At 58.7% G+C, this 21844-nt stretch carries 23 protein-coding genes; 17 read left to right on the forward strand and 6 right to left on the reverse strand.

What is annotated here, in order from left to right; translation table 11 throughout:
- Nucleotides 1–12 precede the first annotated feature (12 nt).
- The 4 genes from AB4N74_RS03400 (at nucleotide 13) to mtnC (ending at nucleotide 3109) form a co-directional block, all read left to right on the forward strand.
- Nucleotides 13–1158, forward strand: coding sequence for an MFS transporter (locus AB4N74_RS03400; RefSeq protein ID WP_093441720.1), 1146 nt, complete (start codon nucleotides 13–15; stop codon nucleotides 1156–1158).
- Nucleotides 1155–1781, forward strand: coding sequence for a methylthioribulose 1-phosphate dehydratase (locus AB4N74_RS03405; RefSeq protein ID WP_099758436.1), 627 nt, complete (start codon nucleotides 1155–1157; stop codon nucleotides 1779–1781). The genes AB4N74_RS03400 and AB4N74_RS03405 overlap by 4 nt, the downstream gene beginning before the upstream one ends.
- Before the next feature lie 94 nt (nucleotides 1782–1875).
- The gene (locus AB4N74_RS03410; RefSeq protein WP_460098204.1) at nucleotides 1876–2421 is read left to right on the forward strand and encodes a 1,2-dihydroxy-3-keto-5-methylthiopentene dioxygenase; all 546 of its coding nucleotides are present in this window, start codon (nucleotides 1876–1878) and stop codon (nucleotides 2419–2421) included.
- Between the two features lie 4 nt (nucleotides 2422–2425).
- The gene (gene mtnC, locus AB4N74_RS03415) at nucleotides 2426–3109 is read left to right on the forward strand and encodes an acireductone synthase (RefSeq protein WP_460098206.1); all 684 of its coding nucleotides are present in this window, start codon (nucleotides 2426–2428) and stop codon (nucleotides 3107–3109) included.
- A 183-nt stretch (nucleotides 3110–3292) separates the two neighbouring features.
- Here the strand turns inward: mtnC and AB4N74_RS03420 are convergent, their stop codons facing one another.
- Entirely contained in the window at nucleotides 3293–3571 is a 279-nt protein-coding gene (locus AB4N74_RS03420; protein ID WP_008080936.1) for a DUF3509 domain-containing protein, read from the reverse strand.
- A gap of 390 nt (nucleotides 3572–3961) precedes the next feature.
- On the opposite strand from AB4N74_RS03420, the gene AB4N74_RS03425 reads away from it, so the two are divergent.
- The 10 genes from AB4N74_RS03425 to AB4N74_RS03470 all read left to right on the forward strand — a co-directional run bounded on the left by AB4N74_RS03425 (nucleotide 3962) and on the right by AB4N74_RS03470 (nucleotide 13185).
- Nucleotides 3962–5800, forward strand: coding sequence for a long-chain-acyl-CoA synthetase (locus AB4N74_RS03425; RefSeq protein WP_460098209.1), 1839 nt, complete (start codon nucleotides 3962–3964; stop codon nucleotides 5798–5800).
- Nucleotides 5801–5897: 97 nt separating this feature from the next.
- On the forward strand, nucleotides 5898–6416 hold the full coding sequence (locus AB4N74_RS03430; RefSeq protein WP_095050929.1) for an ankyrin repeat domain-containing protein: 519 nt from the start codon (nucleotides 5898–5900) through the stop codon (nucleotides 6414–6416).
- Nucleotides 6417–6581: 165 nt separating this feature from the next.
- Nucleotides 6582–7112 carry a hypothetical protein gene (locus AB4N74_RS03435; RefSeq protein ID WP_093441747.1) on the forward strand — a complete coding sequence of 177 codons (531 nt, stop codon included), beginning with the start codon at nucleotides 6582–6584 and terminating at the stop codon, nucleotides 7110–7112.
- A gap of 77 nt (nucleotides 7113–7189) precedes the next feature.
- Nucleotides 7190–7381, forward strand: a complete 192-nt coding sequence (locus AB4N74_RS03440; RefSeq protein ID WP_007914053.1) for a PLDc N-terminal domain-containing protein — start codon at nucleotides 7190–7192, stop codon at nucleotides 7379–7381.
- A 240-nt stretch (nucleotides 7382–7621) separates the two neighbouring features.
- On the forward strand, nucleotides 7622–8497 hold the full coding sequence (gene speE / locus AB4N74_RS03445) for a polyamine aminopropyltransferase (protein WP_093441751.1): 876 nt from the start codon (nucleotides 7622–7624) through the stop codon (nucleotides 8495–8497).
- A gap of 238 nt (nucleotides 8498–8735) precedes the next feature.
- Complete coding sequence (locus tag AB4N74_RS03450) at nucleotides 8736–8969, forward strand: hypothetical protein (protein ID WP_093441755.1); 234 nt, start codon at nucleotides 8736–8738, stop codon at nucleotides 8967–8969.
- A gap of 208 nt (nucleotides 8970–9177) precedes the next feature.
- Nucleotides 9178–9525 carry a ribonuclease E inhibitor RraB gene (locus AB4N74_RS03455; protein WP_093441760.1) on the forward strand — a complete coding sequence of 116 codons (348 nt, stop codon included), beginning with the start codon at nucleotides 9178–9180 and terminating at the stop codon, nucleotides 9523–9525.
- Between the two features lie 487 nt (nucleotides 9526–10012).
- Nucleotides 10013–11422, forward strand: coding sequence for a circularly permuted type 2 ATP-grasp protein (locus AB4N74_RS03460; RefSeq protein ID WP_007914061.1), 1410 nt, complete (start codon nucleotides 10013–10015; stop codon nucleotides 11420–11422).
- A gap of 12 nt (nucleotides 11423–11434) precedes the next feature.
- On the forward strand, nucleotides 11435–12385 hold the full coding sequence (locus tag AB4N74_RS03465; protein ID WP_016982907.1) for an alpha-E domain-containing protein: 951 nt from the start codon (nucleotides 11435–11437) through the stop codon (nucleotides 12383–12385).
- Nucleotides 12382–13185 carry a transglutaminase family protein gene (locus tag AB4N74_RS03470; RefSeq protein ID WP_007914065.1) on the forward strand — a complete coding sequence of 268 codons (804 nt, stop codon included), beginning with the start codon at nucleotides 12382–12384 and terminating at the stop codon, nucleotides 13183–13185. Before AB4N74_RS03465 ends, AB4N74_RS03470 begins: the two co-directional genes overlap by 4 nt.
- A gap of 113 nt (nucleotides 13186–13298) precedes the next feature.
- Here the strand turns inward: AB4N74_RS03470 and AB4N74_RS03475 are convergent, their stop codons facing one another.
- Together AB4N74_RS03475 and AB4N74_RS03480 are read right to left on the reverse strand one after the other, a co-directional pair.
- Nucleotides 13299–14120, reverse strand: a complete 822-nt coding sequence (locus AB4N74_RS03475; protein ID WP_093441765.1) for a c-type cytochrome — start codon at nucleotides 14118–14120, stop codon at nucleotides 13299–13301.
- Nucleotides 14121–14449: 329 nt separating this feature from the next.
- Nucleotides 14450–14644: a hypothetical protein gene (locus AB4N74_RS03480; RefSeq protein ID WP_099758441.1), complete on the reverse strand. Its 195-nt coding sequence runs from the start codon at nucleotides 14642–14644 to the stop codon at nucleotides 14450–14452.
- A 61-nt stretch (nucleotides 14645–14705) separates the two neighbouring features.
- On the opposite strand from AB4N74_RS03480, the gene AB4N74_RS03485 reads away from it, so the two are divergent.
- From AB4N74_RS03485 to AB4N74_RS03495, 3 genes are all read left to right on the forward strand, one after another.
- The gene (locus tag AB4N74_RS03485) at nucleotides 14706–15911 is read left to right on the forward strand and encodes an acetyl-CoA C-acetyltransferase (RefSeq protein ID WP_093441775.1); all 1206 of its coding nucleotides are present in this window, start codon (nucleotides 14706–14708) and stop codon (nucleotides 15909–15911) included.
- Nucleotides 15912–15935: 24 nt separating this feature from the next.
- Nucleotides 15936–18080 (forward strand): 3-hydroxyacyl-CoA dehydrogenase NAD-binding domain-containing protein, encoded by a 2145-nt coding sequence (locus AB4N74_RS03490; protein WP_460098216.1) that lies wholly within the window; start codon nucleotides 15936–15938, stop codon nucleotides 18078–18080.
- Between the two features lie 92 nt (nucleotides 18081–18172).
- Entirely contained in the window at nucleotides 18173–18895 is a 723-nt protein-coding gene (locus AB4N74_RS03495) for an amidotransferase (protein ID WP_093441785.1), read from the forward strand.
- 108 nt (nucleotides 18896–19003) lie between these two features.
- On the opposite strand, the gene AB4N74_RS03500 is transcribed toward AB4N74_RS03495, so the two are convergent.
- From AB4N74_RS03500 to AB4N74_RS03510, 3 genes are all read right to left on the reverse strand, one after another.
- Nucleotides 19004–19975 (reverse strand): magnesium and cobalt transport protein CorA, encoded by a 972-nt coding sequence (locus tag AB4N74_RS03500; protein WP_093441790.1) that lies wholly within the window; start codon nucleotides 19973–19975, stop codon nucleotides 19004–19006.
- 134 nt (nucleotides 19976–20109) lie between these two features.
- Entirely contained in the window at nucleotides 20110–20832 is a 723-nt protein-coding gene (locus AB4N74_RS03505; RefSeq protein WP_077571798.1) for a lysophospholipid acyltransferase family protein, read from the reverse strand.
- 214 nt (nucleotides 20833–21046) lie between these two features.
- Nucleotides 21047–21736, reverse strand: coding sequence for a crotonase/enoyl-CoA hydratase family protein (locus AB4N74_RS03510; protein WP_034151725.1), 690 nt, complete (start codon nucleotides 21734–21736; stop codon nucleotides 21047–21049).
- Nucleotides 21737–21844 lie beyond the last annotated feature (108 nt).

The raw sequence follows: 21844 nt of genomic DNA on the forward strand, positions 1-21844 counted from the left end.
GGCATAACCGGCGTGGCGGCGCTCCCTTACTGGCGGCTGTCCAGTTTCTATCTGTTCTATTTCGCCTTGCTCGGGTCGACAGCGCCGTTTCTGGCGCTGTACTTCGACCACCTCGGCTTCAGTCCTGCGCGGATCGGTGAGCTGGTCGCGATCCCGATGCTGATGCGCTGTGTGGCGCCGAACATCTGGGGCTGGCTCGGTGATTACACCGGCAAACGCCTGGCTATCGTGCGTTTCGGCGCGGTGTGTACGCTGCTGACGTTTTCACTGATCTTCGTCAGCAAGACCTACGCCTGGTTGGCGATGGTCATGGCCTTGCACGCGTTCTTCTGGCACGCGGTGCTGCCGCAGTTCGAAGTCATCACCCTGGCGCATTTGCAGGGGCAGACCTCGCGCTACAGCCAAATCCGCTTATGGGGCTCGATCGGTTTCATCATCACCGTGGTCGCGCTTGGCCGATTGTTCGAATGGCTCAGCCTCGACATCTACCCGGCGGCGCTGGTGTTGATCATGGCCGGCATCGTCCTCAGCAGTCTGTGGGTGCCGAATGCGCAGCCGCCGCAAGGCAATCGGCCGAGCGGTGAGGGCTTTCTCACACAACTGCGCAATCCCGGCGTGCTGGCGTTTTACGGCTGCGTCGCGCTGATGCAAATGAGCCACGGCCCGTATTACACCTTTCTGACCTTGCACCTTGAACGACTCGGTTACACACGTGGCACCATCGGCATGCTCTGGGCCGTGGGTGTCGTTGCCGAAGTGCTGATGTTCATGGCAATGAGCCGGATTCTCGCGCGGTTTTCCCTGCGCCGGGTGCTGATGGCAAGTTTTCTGCTGGCGGCGCTGCGCTGGTTGTTACTAGGTTCGTTCGCCGAGTTCCTGTGGGTGCTGTTGTTTGCGCAGGTGCTTCACGCGGCGACCTTCGGCAGTTTTCACGCCGCTGCCATCGCTTTCGTGCAACGTAGCTTCGGCGCGCGCCAGCAAGGGCAGGGCCAGGCGTTGTACGCCGCACTGGCCGGCACCGGCGGCGCCATGGGCGCGTTGTATTCCGGCTACAGCTGGAATGCCCTCGGCGCGACATTGACCTTTAGTATTGCCAGTCTCGCGGCGCTCGCTGCTGCCGTTATCATTGCCACACGTATGCAAGAGGACCGGCCATGAGCCTTACGCGTGAACAACTCGCCCAGCAAATCGTCGATGCCGGGCGCTTTCTTTATGGTCGCGGCTGGTCGCCGGCCACCAGCAGCAATTACTCGACACGCCTGTCGCCGAGCGAAGCGCTGTTGACCGTTTCGGGCAAGCACAAGGGCCAGTTGAGTGTGGACGATGTGCTCGCCACCGACCTCTCCGGCACTAGCCTGGAGCCGGGCAAAAAGCCGTCCGCCGAAACCCTGCTGCACACCCAGCTGTATAGCTGGCGGCCGGAGATCGGCGCAGTGCTGCACACCCATTCGGTCAACGCCACGGTGCTGTCGCGCCTGACTCCGCAGGACTTTATCGAGTTCGAAGACTACGAGTTGCAAAAAGCCTTCAGCGGCATCTCGACCCATGAATCGCGGGTGCGCGTGCCGATTTTCGACAACGATCAGGACATTGCGCGCCTCGCCGCCAAGGTGCAGCCTTGGCTCGACGCCCATCCTGATTGTGTCGGTTACCTGATTCGCGGCCACGGCCTCTACACCTGGGGCGCGCAGATGAGCGACGCGCTGCGGCAGATCGAGGCCTTTGAATTTCTGTTTGAATGCGAGTTGAAAACCCGCAGCGTCATGAACCGCCAAGGCTGACTTCACCAGAAGTAGCCCATTTGCCTGATGAAATGCTGTGCCCGACCGGTCTGCAAGAACCGGACGGCAAGGCCGATACCGAGGAATTGCCCCAATGAGCAGCCTGTCCGTCTATCACGTCTCAAGCCCTGAGATTCCGAACAAGGTGCTGACCCACTTTGAAGACATCGCCTCGACCCTGGCCGAGCAGGGCGTGCGCTTCGACCGCTGGCAAGCCGCCGCGAAGATCCAGCCCGGCGCCACCCAGGAAGAGGTGATCAGTGCTTATAAAGAGCAGATCGATAAGCTGATGACCGAGCGCGGTTACATTACTGTCGACGTCATCAGCCTGAACAGCGATCACCCGCAAAAAGCCGAGCTGCGCGCCAAGTTTCTCGAAGAGCATCGCCATGGCGAAGACGAAGTCAGATTTTTCGTCGCCGGCCGTGGGTTGTTTACCCTGCACATCGACGATTACGTTTATGCCGTGCTTTGTGAGAAGAACGACCTGATCTCGGTACCGGCCGGCACCAAGCACTGGTTCGACATGGGCGAGCATCCGCATTTCGTCGCGATCCGTCTGTTCAACAACCCGGAAGGCTGGGTTGCCAATTTCACCGGTGAAGACATCGCCAGCAGCTTCCCGCGTCTGGAGGACTGATTCGATGTCGATCAAAGCCATAGTTACGGACATCGAAGGCACCACCAGCGCGGTAAGTTTCGTGTTTGACGTGCTGTTTCCGTACGCGGCCAAACATTTACCGGATTTCGTGCGGCAGAACGCCGAACGCGCCGATGTGGCCGAACAACTCGAAGCTGTGCGCCGTGACAGCAATGCGCCGCAGGCTGATGTTGAGCGGGTTGTCGAGATTCTCTTGAGCTGGATTGAGGAAGATCGCAAAGCCACTCCACTCAAGGCCTTGCAAGGCATGGTCTGGGCGCAGGGTTATCACGCCGGGCAGTTGAAGGGGCATGTTTACCCGGATGCCGTTGAAGCGCTGCAGCGCTGGCATGCTGCCGGTTATCAACTGTTTGTGTACTCGTCGGGATCGATTCAGGCGCAGAAACTGATTTTCGGCTGCTCGGAGGCGGGGGATCTGACGCCGTTGTTCAGTGGTTATTTCGACACGACGTCGGGGCCTAAGCGTGAAGTGCAGTCGTACACCAATATCCAGCAAGCCATCGGTGTTGAAGCGGGGGAGATCCTGTTTCTCTCGGACGTTGTTGAAGAACTCGACGCCGCGCAAGAGGCTGGCCTGCAAACCTGCGGCCTGGCCCGCGAAGGCGGGGAGTTGGGCAGCCACATCACCGTCGACACGTTCACCGGCATAGAACCGGAAGCCTTCTGACCACACAAAAAAACCCTGTGGGAGCGAGCTTGCTCGCGAAGGTGGAGTATCAGACGAAAAATTTATCTCTGACACACCGCTTTCGCGAGCAAGCTCGCTCCCACAGGGGTATGCGTCAGGCATAAAAAAACAGGCCGTGAAGCGGAAGCTCCACGGCCTGTTTTGTTTAATGCGTTTGAAAAATTACAGCGAGTGATATGTCGGCAGAGCAAAACGCTGCTGGCTCTGCAGCATGGCAATTTGCGGCAACTCACTGGCTTGTTCTGCCAGGTCACGACGAATTGCACTGATCGCCCACGACAGTTGGTCGCCGGCATGCAGTTGTTGATAAGTCAGTGCGCGTTTGAACACTTTACCGTCGCTGCTGCGCAGGGTCAGCAGGATCCCGCCATCGGGACGTGGCGCAGTGGTGACGTCGAAGTTGGAGAACAGGGAGGTAAATTTTTCTTGGATCAGGCTCATGTCTTTCAGCTCCGTATGCACTTGAATGGCAAGCATGCAGAGGAGGTTGCAGCGATTGTGCCAGCATTTGAAAATAAAAAAATCGTTATAAATCAATGATTTAAAAATGATGAAAATTCAGGTGGTCGTGCAAACTGCATGAATGGCCATCGTGCATCCTGCATTTTGCGGGATCGATCTCGATTCGATGGAACCAATCGCTGAACCGCGGATCACCTGCGCTCGCTAAAGAGCAGCGGATACAAAACATTGCAAAAACCGCGTGTACAGCCCGAGAAGCGCTGACGTATTTTCGACCTCGACCCGTGCTCGAATGCGCCGGTTGGTTCAAGTCAAAGCCCGAAAAATAAAAACATCGACCTGCACGTCAAGGTTGAACGGGGAGCTTCCATGAGTCACGCGCCAAGCGACACGATTACCTGGGGCATGATGCTCCGCAAACTGCCGATGATTGCCAAAGCCATCCCGCGGGTGGTCAAGGGCATGAAGGTGGCCAACGTCACGGATCCGACCCAAAGCTGTGGCCTTGGCTGGACATTCGAGCAAGCGACGCTGCGCAATCCCGAGGGGCCGGCGTTATTGCACGGCGATGTGCGGCTGACCTATGCGCAGGTCAACCAGTGGGCCAACCGCATCGCTCACTATCTGAACGGGCAGGGCATCGGCAAGGGCGACGTGGTCGCAGTGTTCATCGAAAACCGCCCGGAACTGCTGGTGACCATTCTGGCGCTGGCCAAGGTCGGCGCGGTCAGCGCGCTGCTCAACACCTCGCAGACGCGTGACACACTTGTCCACAGCGTGAATCTGGTGGCGCCGGTGGCGATCATTGTGGGCGAAGAACTGCTTGCGGCGTATGCGGCGATTCGCGATCAAGTAGCGATCACTGCACCGCGCACCTGGTTTGTCGCCGATCAGGACACCTACAGCCATCCGGGCATTGCGCCCGACGGGTACGTCAATCTGATCAGCGCCAGTGCCGACGCCTCCAGCGAGAATCCGCCGAGCAGCCAGCAGATCTTCTTCGACGATCCGTGTTTCTACATTTATACCTCCGGCACCACCGGCCTGCCCAAGGCCGGGGTGTTCAAGCACGGTCGCTGGATGCGCAGCTCCGCCAGTTTCGGCATGATCGCTCTCAATATGAGCCCCGACGACGTCGTCTATTGCACCTTGCCGCTGTACCACGCCACCGGTCTTTGCGTGTGCTGGGGTTCGGCGGTGAACGGTGCTTCGGGTTTCGCGATCCGCCGCAAGTTCAGCGCCAGTCAGTTCTGGAGCGACGTGCGCCGCTACCGCGCGACGACCATCGGTTACGTCGGCGAGCTATGCCGTTATCTGGTCGATCAACCGGCCAGCGCCGATGATAGCCGTCACGATGTGCGCAAGATGATTGGCAACGGCTTGCGCCCCGGCGCCTGGGCCGAGTTCAAGACACGTTTCGCCGTCGAGCACATCTGTGAGCTGTACGCGGCGAGCGACGGCAACATCGGATTCACCAACATTCTCAATTTCGACAACACCATCGGTTTCTCCCTGATGGCCTGGGAATTGGTCGCCTACGACCATCACAGCGGTGAGCCAATCCGCAGTCCTGACGGATTCATGCGCAAGGTCGGCAAAGGCGAGCAGGGTCTACTGTTGGCGCGGATCGACGAAAAAGCCCCACTGGACGGCTACACCGATCCACAGAAAACCGCCAAGGTCGTGTTGCACGACGTGTTTAGCAAAGGTGATCGTTTTTTCAACACCGGCGACCTGCTGCGCAACATCGGCTTCGGTCATGCTCAATTTGTCGATCGCCTCGGCGACACCTATCGCTGGAAGGGCGAAAACGTCTCGACCACCGAAGTCGAAAATCTTCTGCTGCAACACCCGCATATTTCCGAGGCGGTGGCTTATGGCGTGGAGATCTGCAATACCAACGGCCGCGCCGGTATGGCGGCGATCACGCCAGCGGAATCCCTTGCGACGCTGGATTTCGCCGAGTTGCTGACTTTTGCCCGGGAGCGCATGCCAGCCTATGCCGTGCCATTGTTCCTGCGAGTGAAGGTCAAGATGGAGACCACCGGCACCTTCAAATACCAGAAAACCCGACTCAAGAACGAAGGTTTCGACCCCGGCCAGACGGGGGATGACCCGATCTTCGCATGGCTGCCCGGCACGCAGACTTACGTTCGGGTCACCGATGAAGTGTTGGCAGAAATTCATCAGGGCAAGCATCGTTATTGAATCTGGCTATGGCTCGACTTGAGAAAAAGGGGGTGACAGCCAGCGCCTCGCTCGGGAAACTGTCGGCTTTCCGATTGACCGAAAGTGGAGTTGCCCCATGTCCGACCAAAGCCGCCAGATGACCCCTGAAGAAGCTGCCGAATTCACCGAGCAGGTTTTCAACAAGGCGCGCGACGGTGATGCCGAGATGCTTGATCGCCTGGTCACGGCCGGTTTGCCGGTCAACCTGAAGAACAGCAAGGGTGACACGTTGTTGATGTTGGCCAGCTATTACGGCCATCTGGATGCGGTGCAGGTGTTGCTCAAACACAAGGCCGATCCGGAAATGCGCAATGGCAACGGCCAGAGCCCGATTGCCGGCGCCGCGTTCAAAGGCGATCTGCCGGTGGTCAAGGCGCTGGTCGAAGCGGGCGCAGAGATTGAAGGCTCGTCGTTTGATGGTCGTACGGCGCTGATGATGGCGGCGATGTTCAACCGCGTTGAAATCGTTGATTACCTGATCAGCAAGGGGGCCAATGCGCAAGCCAAGGACGCCAATGGCGTGACGGCGCTGGATGCGGCCCGCACGATGGGGGCGGTTGATACCACCGCTCAGTTGGAAAAACTGCTGGCCTGACGGGCGTCAAAAGATCGCAGCCTGCGCTAGCTCCTCCATTGAACGCGTTGGCCTGCCATTCCGTGGATGAGCGCTGAGCGTAGGCGCTGCCGAGGCTGCGATCTTTTGCTTTGTGCGCTATCCTCCGCGCCCTCGAAATTCACCTTCGCCACAGGATCCGCCCTCATGAAAGCCGCACTCGTCGAACTCATCAGCAAAATCAGCTCCGGCTGCATGGGCGAGGACGAGATCCTGAAAGTGGCTGACGAAGCCGCGCAAGCTTACGCCGATGCGGGTGCCTTTCTGGCAGCCAACCCGGACATCAACTACGACGACACATTCCCGATTGCGTTGGGCGAATGGGTCGTGGTCGGCAGCCTGCCGGAAACCGTGCTGTTCCAGGCCGACACCTACGTTGACCTGTTTGCGCAGATCGTTGCCTCGTTTGGCCCGGGCGTGGATTTCAACCTCAAGCCCAAGCAACTGGCCAAGACCGAAGCACTGACTGCCCTTAACCGCATCCAGGTGCAGATGAGCAGCCTGAACAAGGAAAACGGCGGTTACACACTGATGAACTTCAGCCAGTTGCTCGACGACGAACTGCAGGTGGTGCTGGTCTACGGCAATGACGTGCCACGGGTGCTGGAGCTGTGCGCCGAAGTCGGTATCGCCGCTGCGCCATCGCTCGAAGCGCTGAAGATCGCTGTGCACGTCTGAGCGAGATAGCAATAAAAGGGAACCCTGCGCGCGACCGTCTATCCTAAAAGTGCATGCCACTATTCTGGAGCGACACCATGGGTTCCACGTTCAACGGTCTGATCGGTCTGATCATCCTCGCCCTCGACATCTGGGCCATCATCAATGTGCTGAAAAGCGGCGCCACCACCGGGATGAAAATCGTCTGGGTGCTGCTGATCATCCTCCTGCCAGTGCTGGGCCTGATCATCTGGGCGATTGCCGGACCGCGGGGCAACGTGCGGATCTGACGCTGATCCCGAGAACACCGCAATACCCTGTAGGAGTGAGCCTGCTCGCGATAGCTATCCTCCAGTCAATGAGTCAGTGACTGAAAAACCGCTATCGCGAGCAGGCTCACTCCTACAAGGGATTGCGATTTGCTGATGAAGGGAGGTTCTACCTGTCATCTTCGGCAACGTAGAATGCGCGCCTTTCCCGGGTAATCGCCCCCACGATTGGCGCCCGCGCATTCATCGGAGCACTTGACCATGACCGTCACCAAAACCAGCGAGTACCTGGAAACCCTCTACGAGGGCTACGGTCAGCGCTTTCGCATGGAAAAACTGCTGCACGAAGTGCGCACCGAACACCAGCACCTGGTGATTTTCCAGAACCCGCGCATGGGCCGGGTCATGGCGCTGGACGGCGTGATCCAGACCACCGAAGCCGACGAATTCATCTACCACGAAATGCTCACCCATGTGCCAATCCTCGCCCACGGCAGCGTCAAGCGCGTGCTGATCATTGGTGGCGGTGACGGCGGCATGCTCCGTGAAGTGACCAAGCACGCCGGTGTCGAGCACATCACCATGGTCGAGATCGACGGCACCGTGGTCGATATGTGCAAAGAGTTCCTGCCGAACCACTCCAGCGGCGCCTACGACGATCCACGCCTGAACCTGGTGATTGACGACGGCATGCGTTTCGTCGCCACCACCACGGAAAAATTCGACGTGATCATCTCCGATTCCACCGACCCGATCGGCCCGGGCGAAGTGTTGTTCTCGGAGAACTTCTATCAGGCGTGCCATCGCTGCCTGAACGAGGGCGGCATCCTCGTGACCCAGAACGGCACGCCGTTCATGCAGATCGACGAAGTGAAAACCACCGCCGGGCGCCTCAACAGCCTGTTCCCGGACTGGCACTTCTATCAGGCGGCCGTACCGACCTACATCGGCGGCTCGATGACTTTCGCCTGGGGCTCGACCAATCCGGCCTACCGCAAGCTCAGCCGTGAAACCCTGCAACAGCGCTTCATCGGCAGCGGCATCGTCACCCGCTACTACAACCCTGAAATCCATATCGGCGCGTTCGCCTTGCCGCAATACGTGCTGCAGGCGATCAACAAGCCAAGCAACGACTAAAAGAACACTGCAACTCCCCTGTGGGAGCGAGCTTGCTCGCGAAGGCGTCAGGTCAGTCAAAAAATATGTCGACTGGACAGGCCCTTTCGCGAGCAGGCTCGCTCCCACATTTGTTTGCTCCACACGATAGATGTCGTTTTTTTCATGTTCGCGCGCTGTAATCCTTTTGAACCAACTCTCTGCGTCTAAAGTCGAGATAGGTGTAAGCCCATTTGCGGGTTTGATCGAGGAGGCACCGATGCAAAAGTGGAAAGTCACTTTCGTGGACGATCATGGTGAAATTGTCGATGAGGTGTTCGAGCGCGCGGAATGCCCCAGCGACGATGAGGCCGCTCGATTGATCAAGGCACGGCTTCTGCCCGTCGCCGCCGAACTGGATCTCAACGATCTGGAAGGGCGCACCGCCGATGCGGGCGTGAAAAACCTGAAAACCCAGAACAGCATCGAAATCCGCAGCATCACACCCGTCTGACAGTTCCTGTCATCTCTTGAAACCAGGCCTTGGCAGCAGCTCTATCTTGGGGCTACTCTGCAAGCGAGATCAGCGAACGGATCGCTAAGGTCTGGTCTTGTCAGCTACATGCTTGTTCCCGCGTGCAACCACGTTGCCGTCGTACTTTGGCCAAAGGCCCGGGGCGGGAATACGGAAAGTCTATCCATCTATGCGAGGGGGACGATTCATGAGCACAGCCTATCAAGAAGACATCAGCAGCAATGTTCTGCGCCGCATGAAAGAAGGCGGTTTCGATTTTTCCCGATTCCATCCCATCGAGTTCTACGCGATTTTCCCGGACGAGGAGCGGGCGCGCAGGGCGGCAGGCAAATTTCGCGGTGAATCCATCAATGCCCAGGTCAGCCTGCGTGATGACGGTGCGTGGGCGCTGGAATTGAGCAAAGTGATGTACGCGACATATGACGATATCGGCGACTTCGAGCAGGGATTCTCTGCCGTGGTTGAACCTCTGGGTGGCATTATCGAAGGCTGGGGTGTGAAACAGGAGGTGCGCAACCGCCACCGTTTGAATTGATCTCTGGTTTCATTTGTTGAGCAACGGCTGACCTTCGGGTTGGCCGTTGTCATTTCCGGCATAAGCAAAACGCTGTGGCAAAACCCTGAAACAAGAAACCGAGGCAAAAAAAAGCCACCGGAGAGGGTGGCTAAAAGGGAAGACCGATAAGGAGAGGAAACCGGTCAGGGTTACAGCGGGGCGGGCCGCCGAGGCGATCCCAATCAGTTGAGCTGGCCGCTTCATGGCGCCGGGGCCGGTGAAGATTTGCAGCGAATGTGCGGATTATCCGCAGGCAGCGCCGGGCAGTGAAATCAACTCTGACTATGCTGGTGATAGGCGATGCAGTGCGTCGCAATGAAGCGGGGGCAATCCGGTTGGAGCATTTGCCGCACAGGAATGGTGCGGTGCTTGCGGCGTGTATTTCCAACCGATTGAAATCAAAGCGTTTATGCCGATGGCACGGGCCTTGCGAAGGCCTGTATGTCCGGGTGACAAGGAGTACGGCATGATCCGCACCTATTTTGATGAGATGTACGATGCCGGCGGCCAGGTTCGCCCGCATTATCGGGAGTTCGCCCGATGGCTGGCCGATACGCCGGATGAGCTGTTGGCCCAGCGGCGACGCGAGGCCGATCTGCTGTTCCATCGCGCCGGCATCACGTTCACGCTCTATGGCGACGAGCAGGGCACCGAGCGCCTGATTCCTTTCGACACCATCCCGCGCAGCATTCCTGCCAGTGAATGGCGAATCGTTGAGCGCGGCTGCATCCAGCGGGTCAAGGCGTTGAACATGTTCCTCGCCGACCTTTATCACGAGCAGCGCATTATCAAGGCCGGGATCATTCCCGCCGAACAGGTGCTGGCCAACGAGCAATATCAGTTGGCGATGCAAGGCCTGGATCTGCACCGCGATATCTATTCGCACATCTCCGGCGTCGATCTGGTGCGCGACGGCGACGGCACTTATTACGTGCTCGAAGACAACCTGCGAACACCGAGCGGCGTCAGCTACATGCTCGAAGACCGCAAGATGATGATGCGCCTGTTCCCGGAGCTGTTCGCCGCCCAGCGTATTGCCCCTATCGATCACTACCCGAACCTGCTGCTCGACACCCTGAAAAGCTCAAGTCCGATCGATGACCCGAGCGTGGTGGTGCTGACGCCGGGGCGCTTCAACAGTGCGTTCTTCGAGCACGCATTCCTGGCGCGGGAAATGGGCGTTGAACTGGTCGAGGGCGCGGATCTGTTCGTTCGCGACGACAAAGTCTTCATGCGCACTACGGACGGCCCGAAAGCGGTGGACGTTATCTACCGTCGGCTCGACGACGCGTTTCTCGATCCACTGGCGTTCAACCCCGACTCGATGCTCGGTGTGCCGGGGCTGCTGTCCTCTTATCGCTCGGGCAACGTGGTGCTGGCCAACGCCATCGGCACCGGCGTAGCGGACGACAAATCGGTGTATCCGTTCGTTACTGACATGATCCGGTTCTACCTCGACGAAGAGCCGATTTTGAAGAACGTACCGACCTGGCAATGCCGCAACCCGTCTGAACTTTCTCACGTGCTGGCCAATCTTCCAGATCTGGTGGTCAAGGAAACCCAAGGCTCAGGCGGTTACGGAATGTTGGTCGGGCCGGCATCGACGAAAGCGGAAATCGATGCTTTCCGCGAACGGATCAAAGCCAAACCCCACGCGTACATCGCGCAACCGACGCTGTCGCTGTCGACCTGTCCGACCTTTGTCGAAAACGGCATCGCGCCGCGCCATATCGACTTGCGTCCGTTTGTCTTGTCCGGGCGCGAAACCCGGGTGGTTCCCGGCGGTTTGACCCGTGTGGCGCTGCGCGAAGGCTCCTTGGTGGTGAATTCCTCCCAGGGTGGCGGAACCAAGGACACCTGGGTGGTCGAGGATTGAAGGAAGCTTGCCATGTTAAGTAGAACTGCCTCGGATCTGTATTGGATGTCGCGTTACCTGGAGCGGGCGGAAAACCTCGCCCGGATGCTCGACATCAGTTATTCGCTGTCGCTGATGCCGCAGGACGGTCGCGGCGACGGTTTGCACGAATTGGCCATGCCGCTGCTGATCACCGGTACCCTCGACGATTACCTCGAGCGCCATGGCGCGCTGCATGCTGAGCGTCTCCTGCACTTTTTTGCCCTCGATGCGGCTAACCCGGCGAGCATTTACAGCTGCCTCGGCGCGGCGCGGGCCAGCGCCCATGCGGTGCGTGGGCGGATCACGGCGGACATGTGGGAGAACATCAATTCGACGTGGCTGGAGATTCGTGGAATCGCCGAGCAGGGCCTCAGTCGCTATGGCATGAGCCGTTTCTGCGAATGGATCAAGGAACGTTCGCACCTGTTCCGTGGTGCGTCGTACGGCACGATCATGCGTAATGATGCGTTTCGTTTCATTCGCCTCGGTACGTTCATCGAACGCGCGGACAACACCCTGCGATTGCTCGATGCCCGCTATGAAATGGCCGGCGATCAGGCTGAAGCAGTCAGCGACGGTACGGCCCACGCCTACTACCAGTGGAGCGCCTTACTGCGCGCGCTATCGTCATTCGAGGCCTACACCGAAATCTACCGCGATGCGCCCGGCGCCCGGCATGTTGCCGAGTTGTTGCTGTTGCGTGCCGATGTACCGCGTTCACTGCGTGCCTGCACCGAGGAGATCGATCAGATTCTTGCGCAGTTGCCCGGTGCCAACGGTCGACCGGCACAACGTCTGGCGGCAGAAATGGACGCGCGCCTGCGCTACACCGGCATCAACGAAATTCTCGAGGAAGGCCTGCACGCCTGGCTGACCGAATTCATCCCGCTGGTGCGCCAGTTGGGCAACGCCATTCACAGTTCCTACCTGGAGGCTGCATGAGACTTTCCATAAGCCACGAGACCACCTATCACTACGAAGATCAGGTGCGGGCGAGCATCCAGTACCTGCGACTGACCCCACACGATAGCGAACGTCAACACGTGTTGAGCTGGCAGCTCGACCTGCCGCGCCCGGTGCGTGCGCAACTCGATCCGTTCGGCAATATCCTGCACGTGCTGACCATGGATGAACCGCACGAAGCGATCATCATTGGTGCGCGCGGGCAGGTCGATATCGACGAACTACGCGAGGCCGAGCATGAGAGCCAGTCGGCGCTGCCGTTCCTGCGCTTTACCCGTTTGACCGAGGCGGATGAGGCGTTACGCGCGTTCGCCGAGAAATCCTGCAAGCAGCGGCGTGATCGCACGGCGCTGATCGATCTGATGCACGGCTTGAATCAGCACATGACCTACACGCCGGGGTCCACCGAGGTCGATACCAGCGCCGCTGAGGCCTTCGCCGGGCGTGCGGGTGTTTGCCAGGATCATGCTCACGCGTTTCTGGCTTGCGCACGCAGTCTCGGGATTCCGTCGCGTTATGTGTCGGGGTATCTGTACAGCGAGGATTGCGAGCATCTAGCCAGCCATGCATGGGCTGAAGCGTGGCTGGATGACGCCTGGTACAGCTTTGATGTGACCAATGAGCTGGCGCGGCCGGAGCGTCATCTGAAACTGGCGGTGGGTCTGGATTATCTGGATGCCTGCCCGGTGCGCGGCATGCGCCGTGGCGGTGGGTGTGAGCAGATGCATGCGAAAGTGTTCGTCTCGCCAACTCCGATCATCTCGGTGCAACAGCAGTAAACGCCGTACCCCTGTGGGAGCGAGCCTGCTCGCGATAGCGGTCTGTCAGTTACAAATGTGCTGACTGATACACCGCTATCGCGAGCAGGCTCGCTCCCACAAGGGAAATGGCGTTACGGCTTAACCTTGCGTCCGGCCATGTGCTTGAGATACCCCACCAGCATTTCCAGATCCCCCTCTGGTAACACCTCCACCGAAAACCCCGGCATCTTCGCCTGCGGCCACTGACGCAAACTCTGCGGATCCCGAATGTAGCGCTTGAGGAAATCCGCGCCGAAATACTCGGTCGGGCTGTAAGGAATATTCAGGTCCGGCCCGAATTGCGCATCCCCCGCACCGTTCAACCGGTGACACGCCAGACAGTTTTTCTGAAACAGCGCAAACCCTTGATTCACCGGGTCATCTGCTTTCAACGCAGGATCCGGCAGCAGGGCAGGGAAACGCTCCGCCACTGGCGCCATGCGCTTGATGCTCGCGACTTCGAACGGCCATTGCTCCGGACTGATATTGCCGGCCTGCGGATCGGTCCAGACCAGATAAAACGGCCCGGCGCTGTGCTTGCCTTCCGACAGCGGTGGCCACGGCTGCGCCGGATCTTCGATGGCCAGCCATGCTCGCGCACCTGTTGTATTAAGCAACGGCGCAGCTGACAACTCGGCGGCAAAGCCGTCCAGTGCCACCGCTTGCAGGTGATCCTGCGGTTTGATCCCTGTCAGCAATGCGGCCACAGGCACGGCGCGATAGGTCATGTCCTTCTTGTAGGACACATCGTTTTTGATCGTCAGGGTTTGCACTTGAGGATGCTTGAGCAATTCCTCGGTCTGCCAGGTGCGGCTGCTTGCACCCAGTTGCAGATCCAACTGTGCGGCAGACAAGGGCATGCTCAGCAGCATGGCCCCGAACACAATGAGCGCTTTCAAATGATCGCCGTCCATGTCGTGGGAGTGCGCCAAGGTTGGCACAGCCACGCTGGCCCGGGTAGCGGGCCAGTCACATTTTCAGTGGCGATGAGCAGCGCCCGGCGCTCGACTCAGCCGATGACCTTGGTCAGATTCGGCAAAATCAACAACAGCGTCGTGGCGAAAAGAATGAGCCCTGCTTGACGAACTTTCGGTTGTTTGAACATGGCTTGACCGCCTTTATTGTTATTTCCTGATGCCTGCCTGCATATCCATGACGGCAAGCGCTGCACTTCCTGTTGAAGAACGTCTGCCCCGGCAAAACCCGACGACCCTGACGTACATGTTCTACATTAGGGGCCACGTCACGCTTGGCTTAGATCCATTTCATATGGAGTACTTGCCAGATGCGATAAAAAAAGCATGAGGCTTATTGCCAGCTTCTTTGCCGCCCGCTGGCTAGACAACTCGCCGACCTGAACCGGTTCACCCAGCCGCCGATGACCGTCCGTCTGAGCGTGTGCGTCAACCGCATTGAGCGCTGTGGTCATTGAATCCATGGCCGCTCGGGTCAAGAGTGGAGGTACAAGCAATCTCTCCCCGCACAGGTTCGAGGACGTCATGACCCAAGCTTTGATATTCGATGCGTTACGCACGCCCCGTGGCAAAGGCAAGGCCGATGGCGCCCTGCACAGCGTCAAACCGGTGAATCTGGTCGCTGGTCTGCTCAACGCGCTGCAAGAACGCTCCTCGCTGGACACCAGTCAGGTCGATGACGTAGTGCTCGGCTGCGTGACGCCGATTGGCGATCAAGGCTCGGACATCGCCAAAACCGCCGTGCAAGTGGCCGATTGGGATGTCAGCGTTGCCGGTGTGCAGATCAATCGTTTCTGCGCCTCGGGTCTGGAAGCGGTCAACCTCGGCGCGATGAAAGTGCGCTCGGGTTTCGAAGATCTTGTAGTGGTCGGCGGTGTCGAGTCGATGTCGCGGGTGCCCATGGGCAGCGACGGCGGCGCCTGGGCGCTCGATCCGCAGACTAATCTGCACAGTCATTTCACTCCGCAAGGCGTCGGTGCCGATCTGATCGCTACGCTTGAGGGCTTCAGTCGTCACGACGTCGATGCCTACGCGCTGCACTCGCAGCAGAAAGCCGCGCGGGCGCGGGCCGATGGCTCGTTTAACAAGTCGTTGGTGTCGGTGCGGGATCAGAACGGCATCATTCTGCTCGATCACGATGAGTTCATTCGCGCCGAATCGACCCTGGAAGGCTTGGGCAAGCTCAAACCGAGTTTCGAAATGATAGGGCAGATGGGTTTTGACGCCACCGCGCTGCGGGTCTACAGCCATGTCGAGCGGATCAATCACGTGCACACACCGGGTAACAGTTCCGGGATCGTCGACGGTGCAGCACTGATGCTGATCGGCTCCGAATCCAAGGGGCGTGCGCTGGGCCTGCAACCTCGGGCGCGGATTGTCGCCACGGCGGTCACCAGCACCGATCCGACCATCATGCTCACCGGCCCGGCGCCGGCAACGCGAAAGGCACTGGCCAAGGCCGGGCTGCGCGTTGAAGACATCGACCTGTTCGAGGTCAACGAAGCGTTTGCCTCGGTGGTGCTGAAGTTCATCAAGGACATGGCAGTCGACCCGGACAAGGTCAACGTCAACGGCGGTTCCATCGCTATGGGCCACCCGCTGGGCGCGACCGGTTGCGCGATCCTCGGCACCTTGCTCGATGAGCTGGAAGCGCGGCGCCTGCGCTATGGCTTGGCGACGCTGTGCGTCGGCGGCGGCATGGGCATTGCCACCATCATCGAACGCCTCTGAGCCCCGAATTCAAGGAACCTTGTTATGAGCGAAGCCATTCGTTACGAAAAAGGCCAGGACGCGATCGTCGTGCTGACCATCGACATGCCGGGCCAGAGCGCCAACACCATGAACGCTGTGTACCGCGAGGCCATGGCCGCGTGCGTCGCCCGGCTGGTGGCGGAAAAAGACGACATTGCCGGGGTGATCATTACGTCGGCAAAGAAAACCTTCTTTGCCGGCGGTGACCTTAATGAGCTGATCAAGGTCGGCAAGCCCGAAGCCAAAGCCTTCTACGACATGGTGCTGACCCTCAAAGCGCAGTTACGCACCCTGGAAACCCTCGGCAAACCGGTGGTCGCGGCGATCAACGGCGCGGCGCTGGGCGGCGGCTGGGAAATCTGCCTGGCCTGTCACCACCGTGTGGCATTGGACGACGCGTCGGTACAGCTCGGTCTGCCGGAAGTGTCCCTCGGCTTGTTGCCGGGCGGCGGCGGGGTGGTACGCATGGTGCGCATGCTCGGTCTCGAAAAAGCGCTGCCCTATCTGCTAGAGGGCAAGAAGGTGCGTCCACAGCAGGCATTGCAGGCCGGTTTGATTGATGAGCTGGCGGCGAATCGCGATGAATTGCTGGCCAAGGCGCGCGCCTGGATCGTCGCCAATCCGACGGCGGTACAACGTTGGGATGTGAAGGGTTATCAGATTCCGGGCGGCACGCCGTCGAATCCGAAAGTGGCGCAGATGCTGGCGATTGCGCCGTCGATTCTGCGTAGCAAGACCCATGGGACAATGCCGGCGCCGGAGAAAGTCCTCTGCGCGGCAGTCGAGGGCGCTCAGGTCGATTTCGACACCGCGCACTTGATCGAAACCCGTTACTTCACCGAACTGACTACCGGGCAGATCTCGAAAAACCTGATCGGCACGTTCTGGTTTCAACTCAATGAGATCAATGCTGGTGGTTCGCGGCCGCAGGGTTTTGCGCCGTATGTCACGCGTAAGGTCGGCGTGCTTGGCGCAGGGATGATGGGCGCGGGGATTGCCTTTGTCAGCGCTTCGGCGGTTATTGAGGTGGTGCTCAAGGATGTCAATCTGGCTGCCGCCGAGAAAGGCAAAGCACATTCTGCGGCGTTGCTGGACAAGAAAGTCGCCCGTGGGCAGATGGATGCTTTGAAGCGTGATGAGGTGTTGGCGCGGATCACCCCATCCGAAAGTGATGCCGACCTCGCGGGTTGCGATCTGATCATCGAAGCGGTGTTTGAGGATCGCGATCTCAAGGTCAGGGTTTCCTCTGCCGCCCAGCAAGTTGTCGGCGCCGAAGCGGTCATCGCTTCGAATACATCGACGTTGCCTATTACCGGGCTGGCAAAGGCTGTGCCTGATCCTGGCAAATTCATCGGCCTGCATTTCTTCAGTCCGGTGGAAAAAATGCCGCTGGTGGAAATCATCAAAGGTGCACAGACCAGCGATGAAACCCTCGCGCGCGGTTTTGACTTCGTGCTGCAAATCAAGAAAACCCCGATCGTCGTCAACGACAGTCGCGGCTTCTTTACTTCACGCGTCTTCGGCACCTTCACCAACGAAGGCATCGCCATGCTCGGTGAAGGCGTGAGCGCGCCGATGATCGAGACCGAAGCGCGCAAGGCCGGGATGCCGGTCGGGCCTCTGGCGATCTCTGACGAAGTTTCCCTCAGCCTGATGAGCCATATCCGTCAGCAAACCGCCAAGGACCTACAGTCAGAAGGGAAACCGCTGATTGAGCACCCGGCCTTCGCCGTGATTGACTTACTGCTTAACGAATACAAGCGTCCGGGCAAAGCGGCCGGTGGCGGTTTTTACGATTACCCGGCTGGTGGGCAGAAACATCTGTGGCCCGAGTTGAAGGTGCGTTTCGAAAAGGCTGACGGACAGATTTCGCCCAAAGACGTGCGTGATCGGCTGCTGTTTGTACAAGCCATTGAAACCGTCCGTTGTGTGGAGGAGGGTGTGCTGACCTCGACGGCGGACGCCAACGTTGGCTCGATCTTCGGTATCGGTTTTGCAGCGTGGACTGGCGGCGCATTGCAGTTCATCAACCAATACGGGGTGAAGGATTTCGTCGCCCGTGCGCAGTATCTGGCCGAGCAGTATGGCGAGCGTTTCGCGCCGCCAGCGTTGCTGCTGGATAAAGCGGCAAAAGGTGAAATGTTCTAAGGGCAACGAGCATTCCGGGGCTTGCCTTGCCAGGGTGTTTCAAGGCAGGCTCTGGGGTGTTCATTATTCCCATCACGTGTCAGGTATTTTTTATGTCGCTACGCATCTGCATTCTGGAAACCGACATCCTGCGTCCGGAACTGGTCGATCAATATCAGGGTTACGGGCAGATGTTCCAGCGCCTGTTCTCACAGCAACCGATTGCCGCCGAGTTCACCGTCTACAACGTGATGCAGGGCGAATACCCAAGCGACGACCAAACCTTCGACGCATACCTGGTCACCGGCAGCAAGGCTGACTCGTTTGGTACTGATCCGTGGATCCAGACCCTGAAGGAATACCTGCTGACTCGTTACGAGCGTGGCGACAAACTGCTCGGCGTGTGCTTCGGCCATCAACTGCTGGCGCTGCTACTCGGTGGCAAGAGCGAGCGCGCCACGCAAGGTTGGGGTGTTGGCACCCATAACTACAAACTGGCGGCGAAGGCGCCTTGGATGAGCCCGGTGCGTGAGGAATTGACGCTGCTGATCAGCCATCAGGACCAGGTCACAGCGCTGCCGGAAAACGCCACGGTGATTGCTTCCAGCGATTTCTGCCCGTTCGCGGCCTATCACATCAACGATCAGGTGTTGTGCTTCCAGGGCCACCCGGAGTTCATTCACGATTACTCGCGGGCGCTGCTCGATCTGCGTCAGGAAGCGTTGGGTTCACAGATCTACAGCAAAGGTGTGGCCAGTCTCGAGCAGGAACACCATGGTGCGACAGTCGCGGAATGGATGATGCGTTTTGTGGCGCATAAGCCAGAAACTGTCTAAGGACAAAAGCTTCGCGAGCAGGCTCGCTCCCACATTGGATTTCCGGTGCGCCACCGATCAATGTGGGAGTGAGCCTGCTCGCGAATGTTCCAGACAATTCTGTCTGCTCTACAACCACCCAGACCTCTTGAAACTTGCCCACAAACTCACACACCCCACCGTAATAAACCCCAGCACACCGAAATAGCCGTAGTGCCAGCTCAACTCCGGCATGTTCTGGAAATTCATCCCGTAAATCCCCGCAACCGCCGTCGGAAACGCCAGAATCGCCGCCCAGGCAGCAAACTTGCGTTGCACCACGCTTTGCCGTGATGCCTCGAGCAACACACCAATCTCGATGGTCTGGCTGGCAATGTCGGCCAAGGTGGTCAGGTCTTCCATTTGTCGCGTGACGTGAATCTGCACATCACGGAAGTACGGCCGCATGTTCTTGTCGATAAACGGGAAACTCAGCTTCTGCAGTTCCTCGCCAATCTCCACCATCGGTGCCGCGTACCGACGCAGGCGTACGACATCGCGGCGCAAGCCATGCAGCTTCTGAATGTCATGCTCATTCAACGCGCTGCACAACACGTTGCGCTCCAGCTCATCGATCTCGGCATGGATCGCTTCGCCGACTGGCTGATAGTTCTCGATGACAAAATCGAGCAACGCATAAAGTACGAAATCTTCCCCGTGCTCCAGCAACAGCGGACGCGCCTCACAACGTTGGCGAACATGGGCGTAGGACGCCGAGTGGCCATTACGCGCGGTGATGATGTAGCCCTTGCCCGCAAAGATATGCGTCTCGATAAATTGCAGAACGCCGTTCTCGCGGATGGGTGAGTAGGTGACGATAAACAAAGCGTCGCCAAAGGTTTCGAGCTTCGGTCGACTGTGTTTTTCCAGGGCGTCTTCAATGGCCAGTTCGTGCAGGTTGAACTGACGTTGCAGGTTGGACAGCTCTTGAGCGTCCGGCTCTTCCAGGCCGATCCACACGAAGTGGCCGGTTTTCGCAGCCCAGGCAGCGCCTTCGTCGAGGGTAATATTGGTGACTTTCTTGCCTGCGCTGTACACCGCAGCAGCAACAACTCGACCCATGGTGGTGATTCACTTCTTCTTGGCAGGTGGCAGGGAATTCAAGGCTTCAGCTTAGCCGTGTCGCTGCTTGAGAGTCAGTGAAATCTGTACAGTTCACCGGGCAAAAGAAAACCCGCACAGGGCGGGTTGTCTTTTCAGGCAGCTTGCAGTTGCCGATCCATCGATTCAATGCACTCGCGCATCTGCTCGCGACACTGATTGATGAGCATGGGCATGTCGTCCATGGTCAATCCGGCTGTAGGAATCGCCGGCAACGAGCGTATGAGGATTTTCCCGCTGCGCCAGCGATTCAGACGCATGTGCTTGATGTAACTGCTGACGCAAACCGGAACGATCGGTACACCAGCGGCAATTGCCATCTGGAACGCACCTTTCTTGAATGGCAGCAATTCTTCGCCGAGGTTGCGCGTGCCTTCCGGGAACACCCAGATCGAGGTGTCTTCGTTCTGCAAGGTATTGGTGGTGGTCAGCATCGACTGGCGTGCCTTGTGCGCATTGCCACGGTCGATCAACACATTGCCGGCCAGCCAGAACAGTTGCCCGAACAGTGGCACCCACTTGAGGCTCTTCTTGCCGATGCACACGGTACGGCGCGGCACGACGTTGCCGAACACGAACAGATCATAATTGGACTGATGGTTGGCGATGATCACGCAGCTGTCGGGTTTGTTCAGCAAACCGCTGACGTCGGATTTCACTCTTAAACGCAAAATACACATCGCCGGCAGCGCGTAGAGACGGGCGCACAGACGGCTGTTGTCCGGATTGAACGGGCGGCAGATCCCGAGAATCACCCCGAGCACGCCGGCGAGAATAAAGTGCAGGCCCATCAATAACATACGAAACACGAACAGCATTTTCAGGCCCCACCGGGACAAAAGGTGGCGCAGTGTACGGATGTGCACTGTTTTCGGCAATTGCCGCTATAGAGTGCGGAGATAGCCGATGTTTAAGCGCATGTTTCAGAATGGAGGGTCAGACCTGTCCTAGAGCGGTCGCGGACTTTTAAACCATGCGTGCAAGAAAAAGCCCGACACGACGGTCGGGCTTCTTTTTGCGCAGCAGCCGGGCTTAGCCCAGATGCTCCTGATCCTGGATGATCGCGTTATCCAGAGCTTCCAGCAGTGCTTTACGCACCTTCAACTTGGTGTTCTTGTGCGCGAGCATGTTGATCTTCTTCAACTGACGCGCAGCGGCGAGGGCGGCACCTTGCAGCTCTTCGGCGGCAACCACCTTGTCGAGGAAACCGGCATCCACGGCGCTTTTTGGATCGAACATCTCGCCGTTGATCACCGAGCGGTGGAACGCCGAGCGACGCAGGCGATCGCGAGCCAGTTCGATACCCGCGTGGTGCATGGTCATGCCGATCTGCACTTCGTTCAGACCGATGCTGAACGGGCCGTCGACGCCGATGCGGTAATCAGCAGACAACAGAATGAAAGCGCCTTTCGCCACCGCGTGACCTGGGCATGCGACGATGACCGGGAACGGGTGAGAGAGCAGGCGCCGGGCCAAGGTCGACCCCGCGGTTACCAGCGATACGGCTTCCTTAGGGCCGGCGGTCATGACTTTCAGGTCATAGCCGCCGGACAGAATCCCTGGCTGACCGGTGATGATCACGATGGCACGATCAGTCACCGCCTGATCCAGCGCCGCGTTGAATGCCGCAATCACGTCCGGAGAAATGGCATTGACCTTGCCGTTGCTCAAGGTCAGGGTCGCGATACCGTCTTCGAGGTGGTAGGAAATCAACTCACTCATGACGCTATTCCTTGTAAGAAAGATGGGCAGACGTTACCCACCGCCGCAGGCCAGGTAAAGCGCCATGACTGACCCGCCAGTCACCGTTTCCCGACCCACCCTGCATGG

The sequence above is a fragment of the Pseudomonas sp. H3_C08 genome (assembly GCF_054669455.1).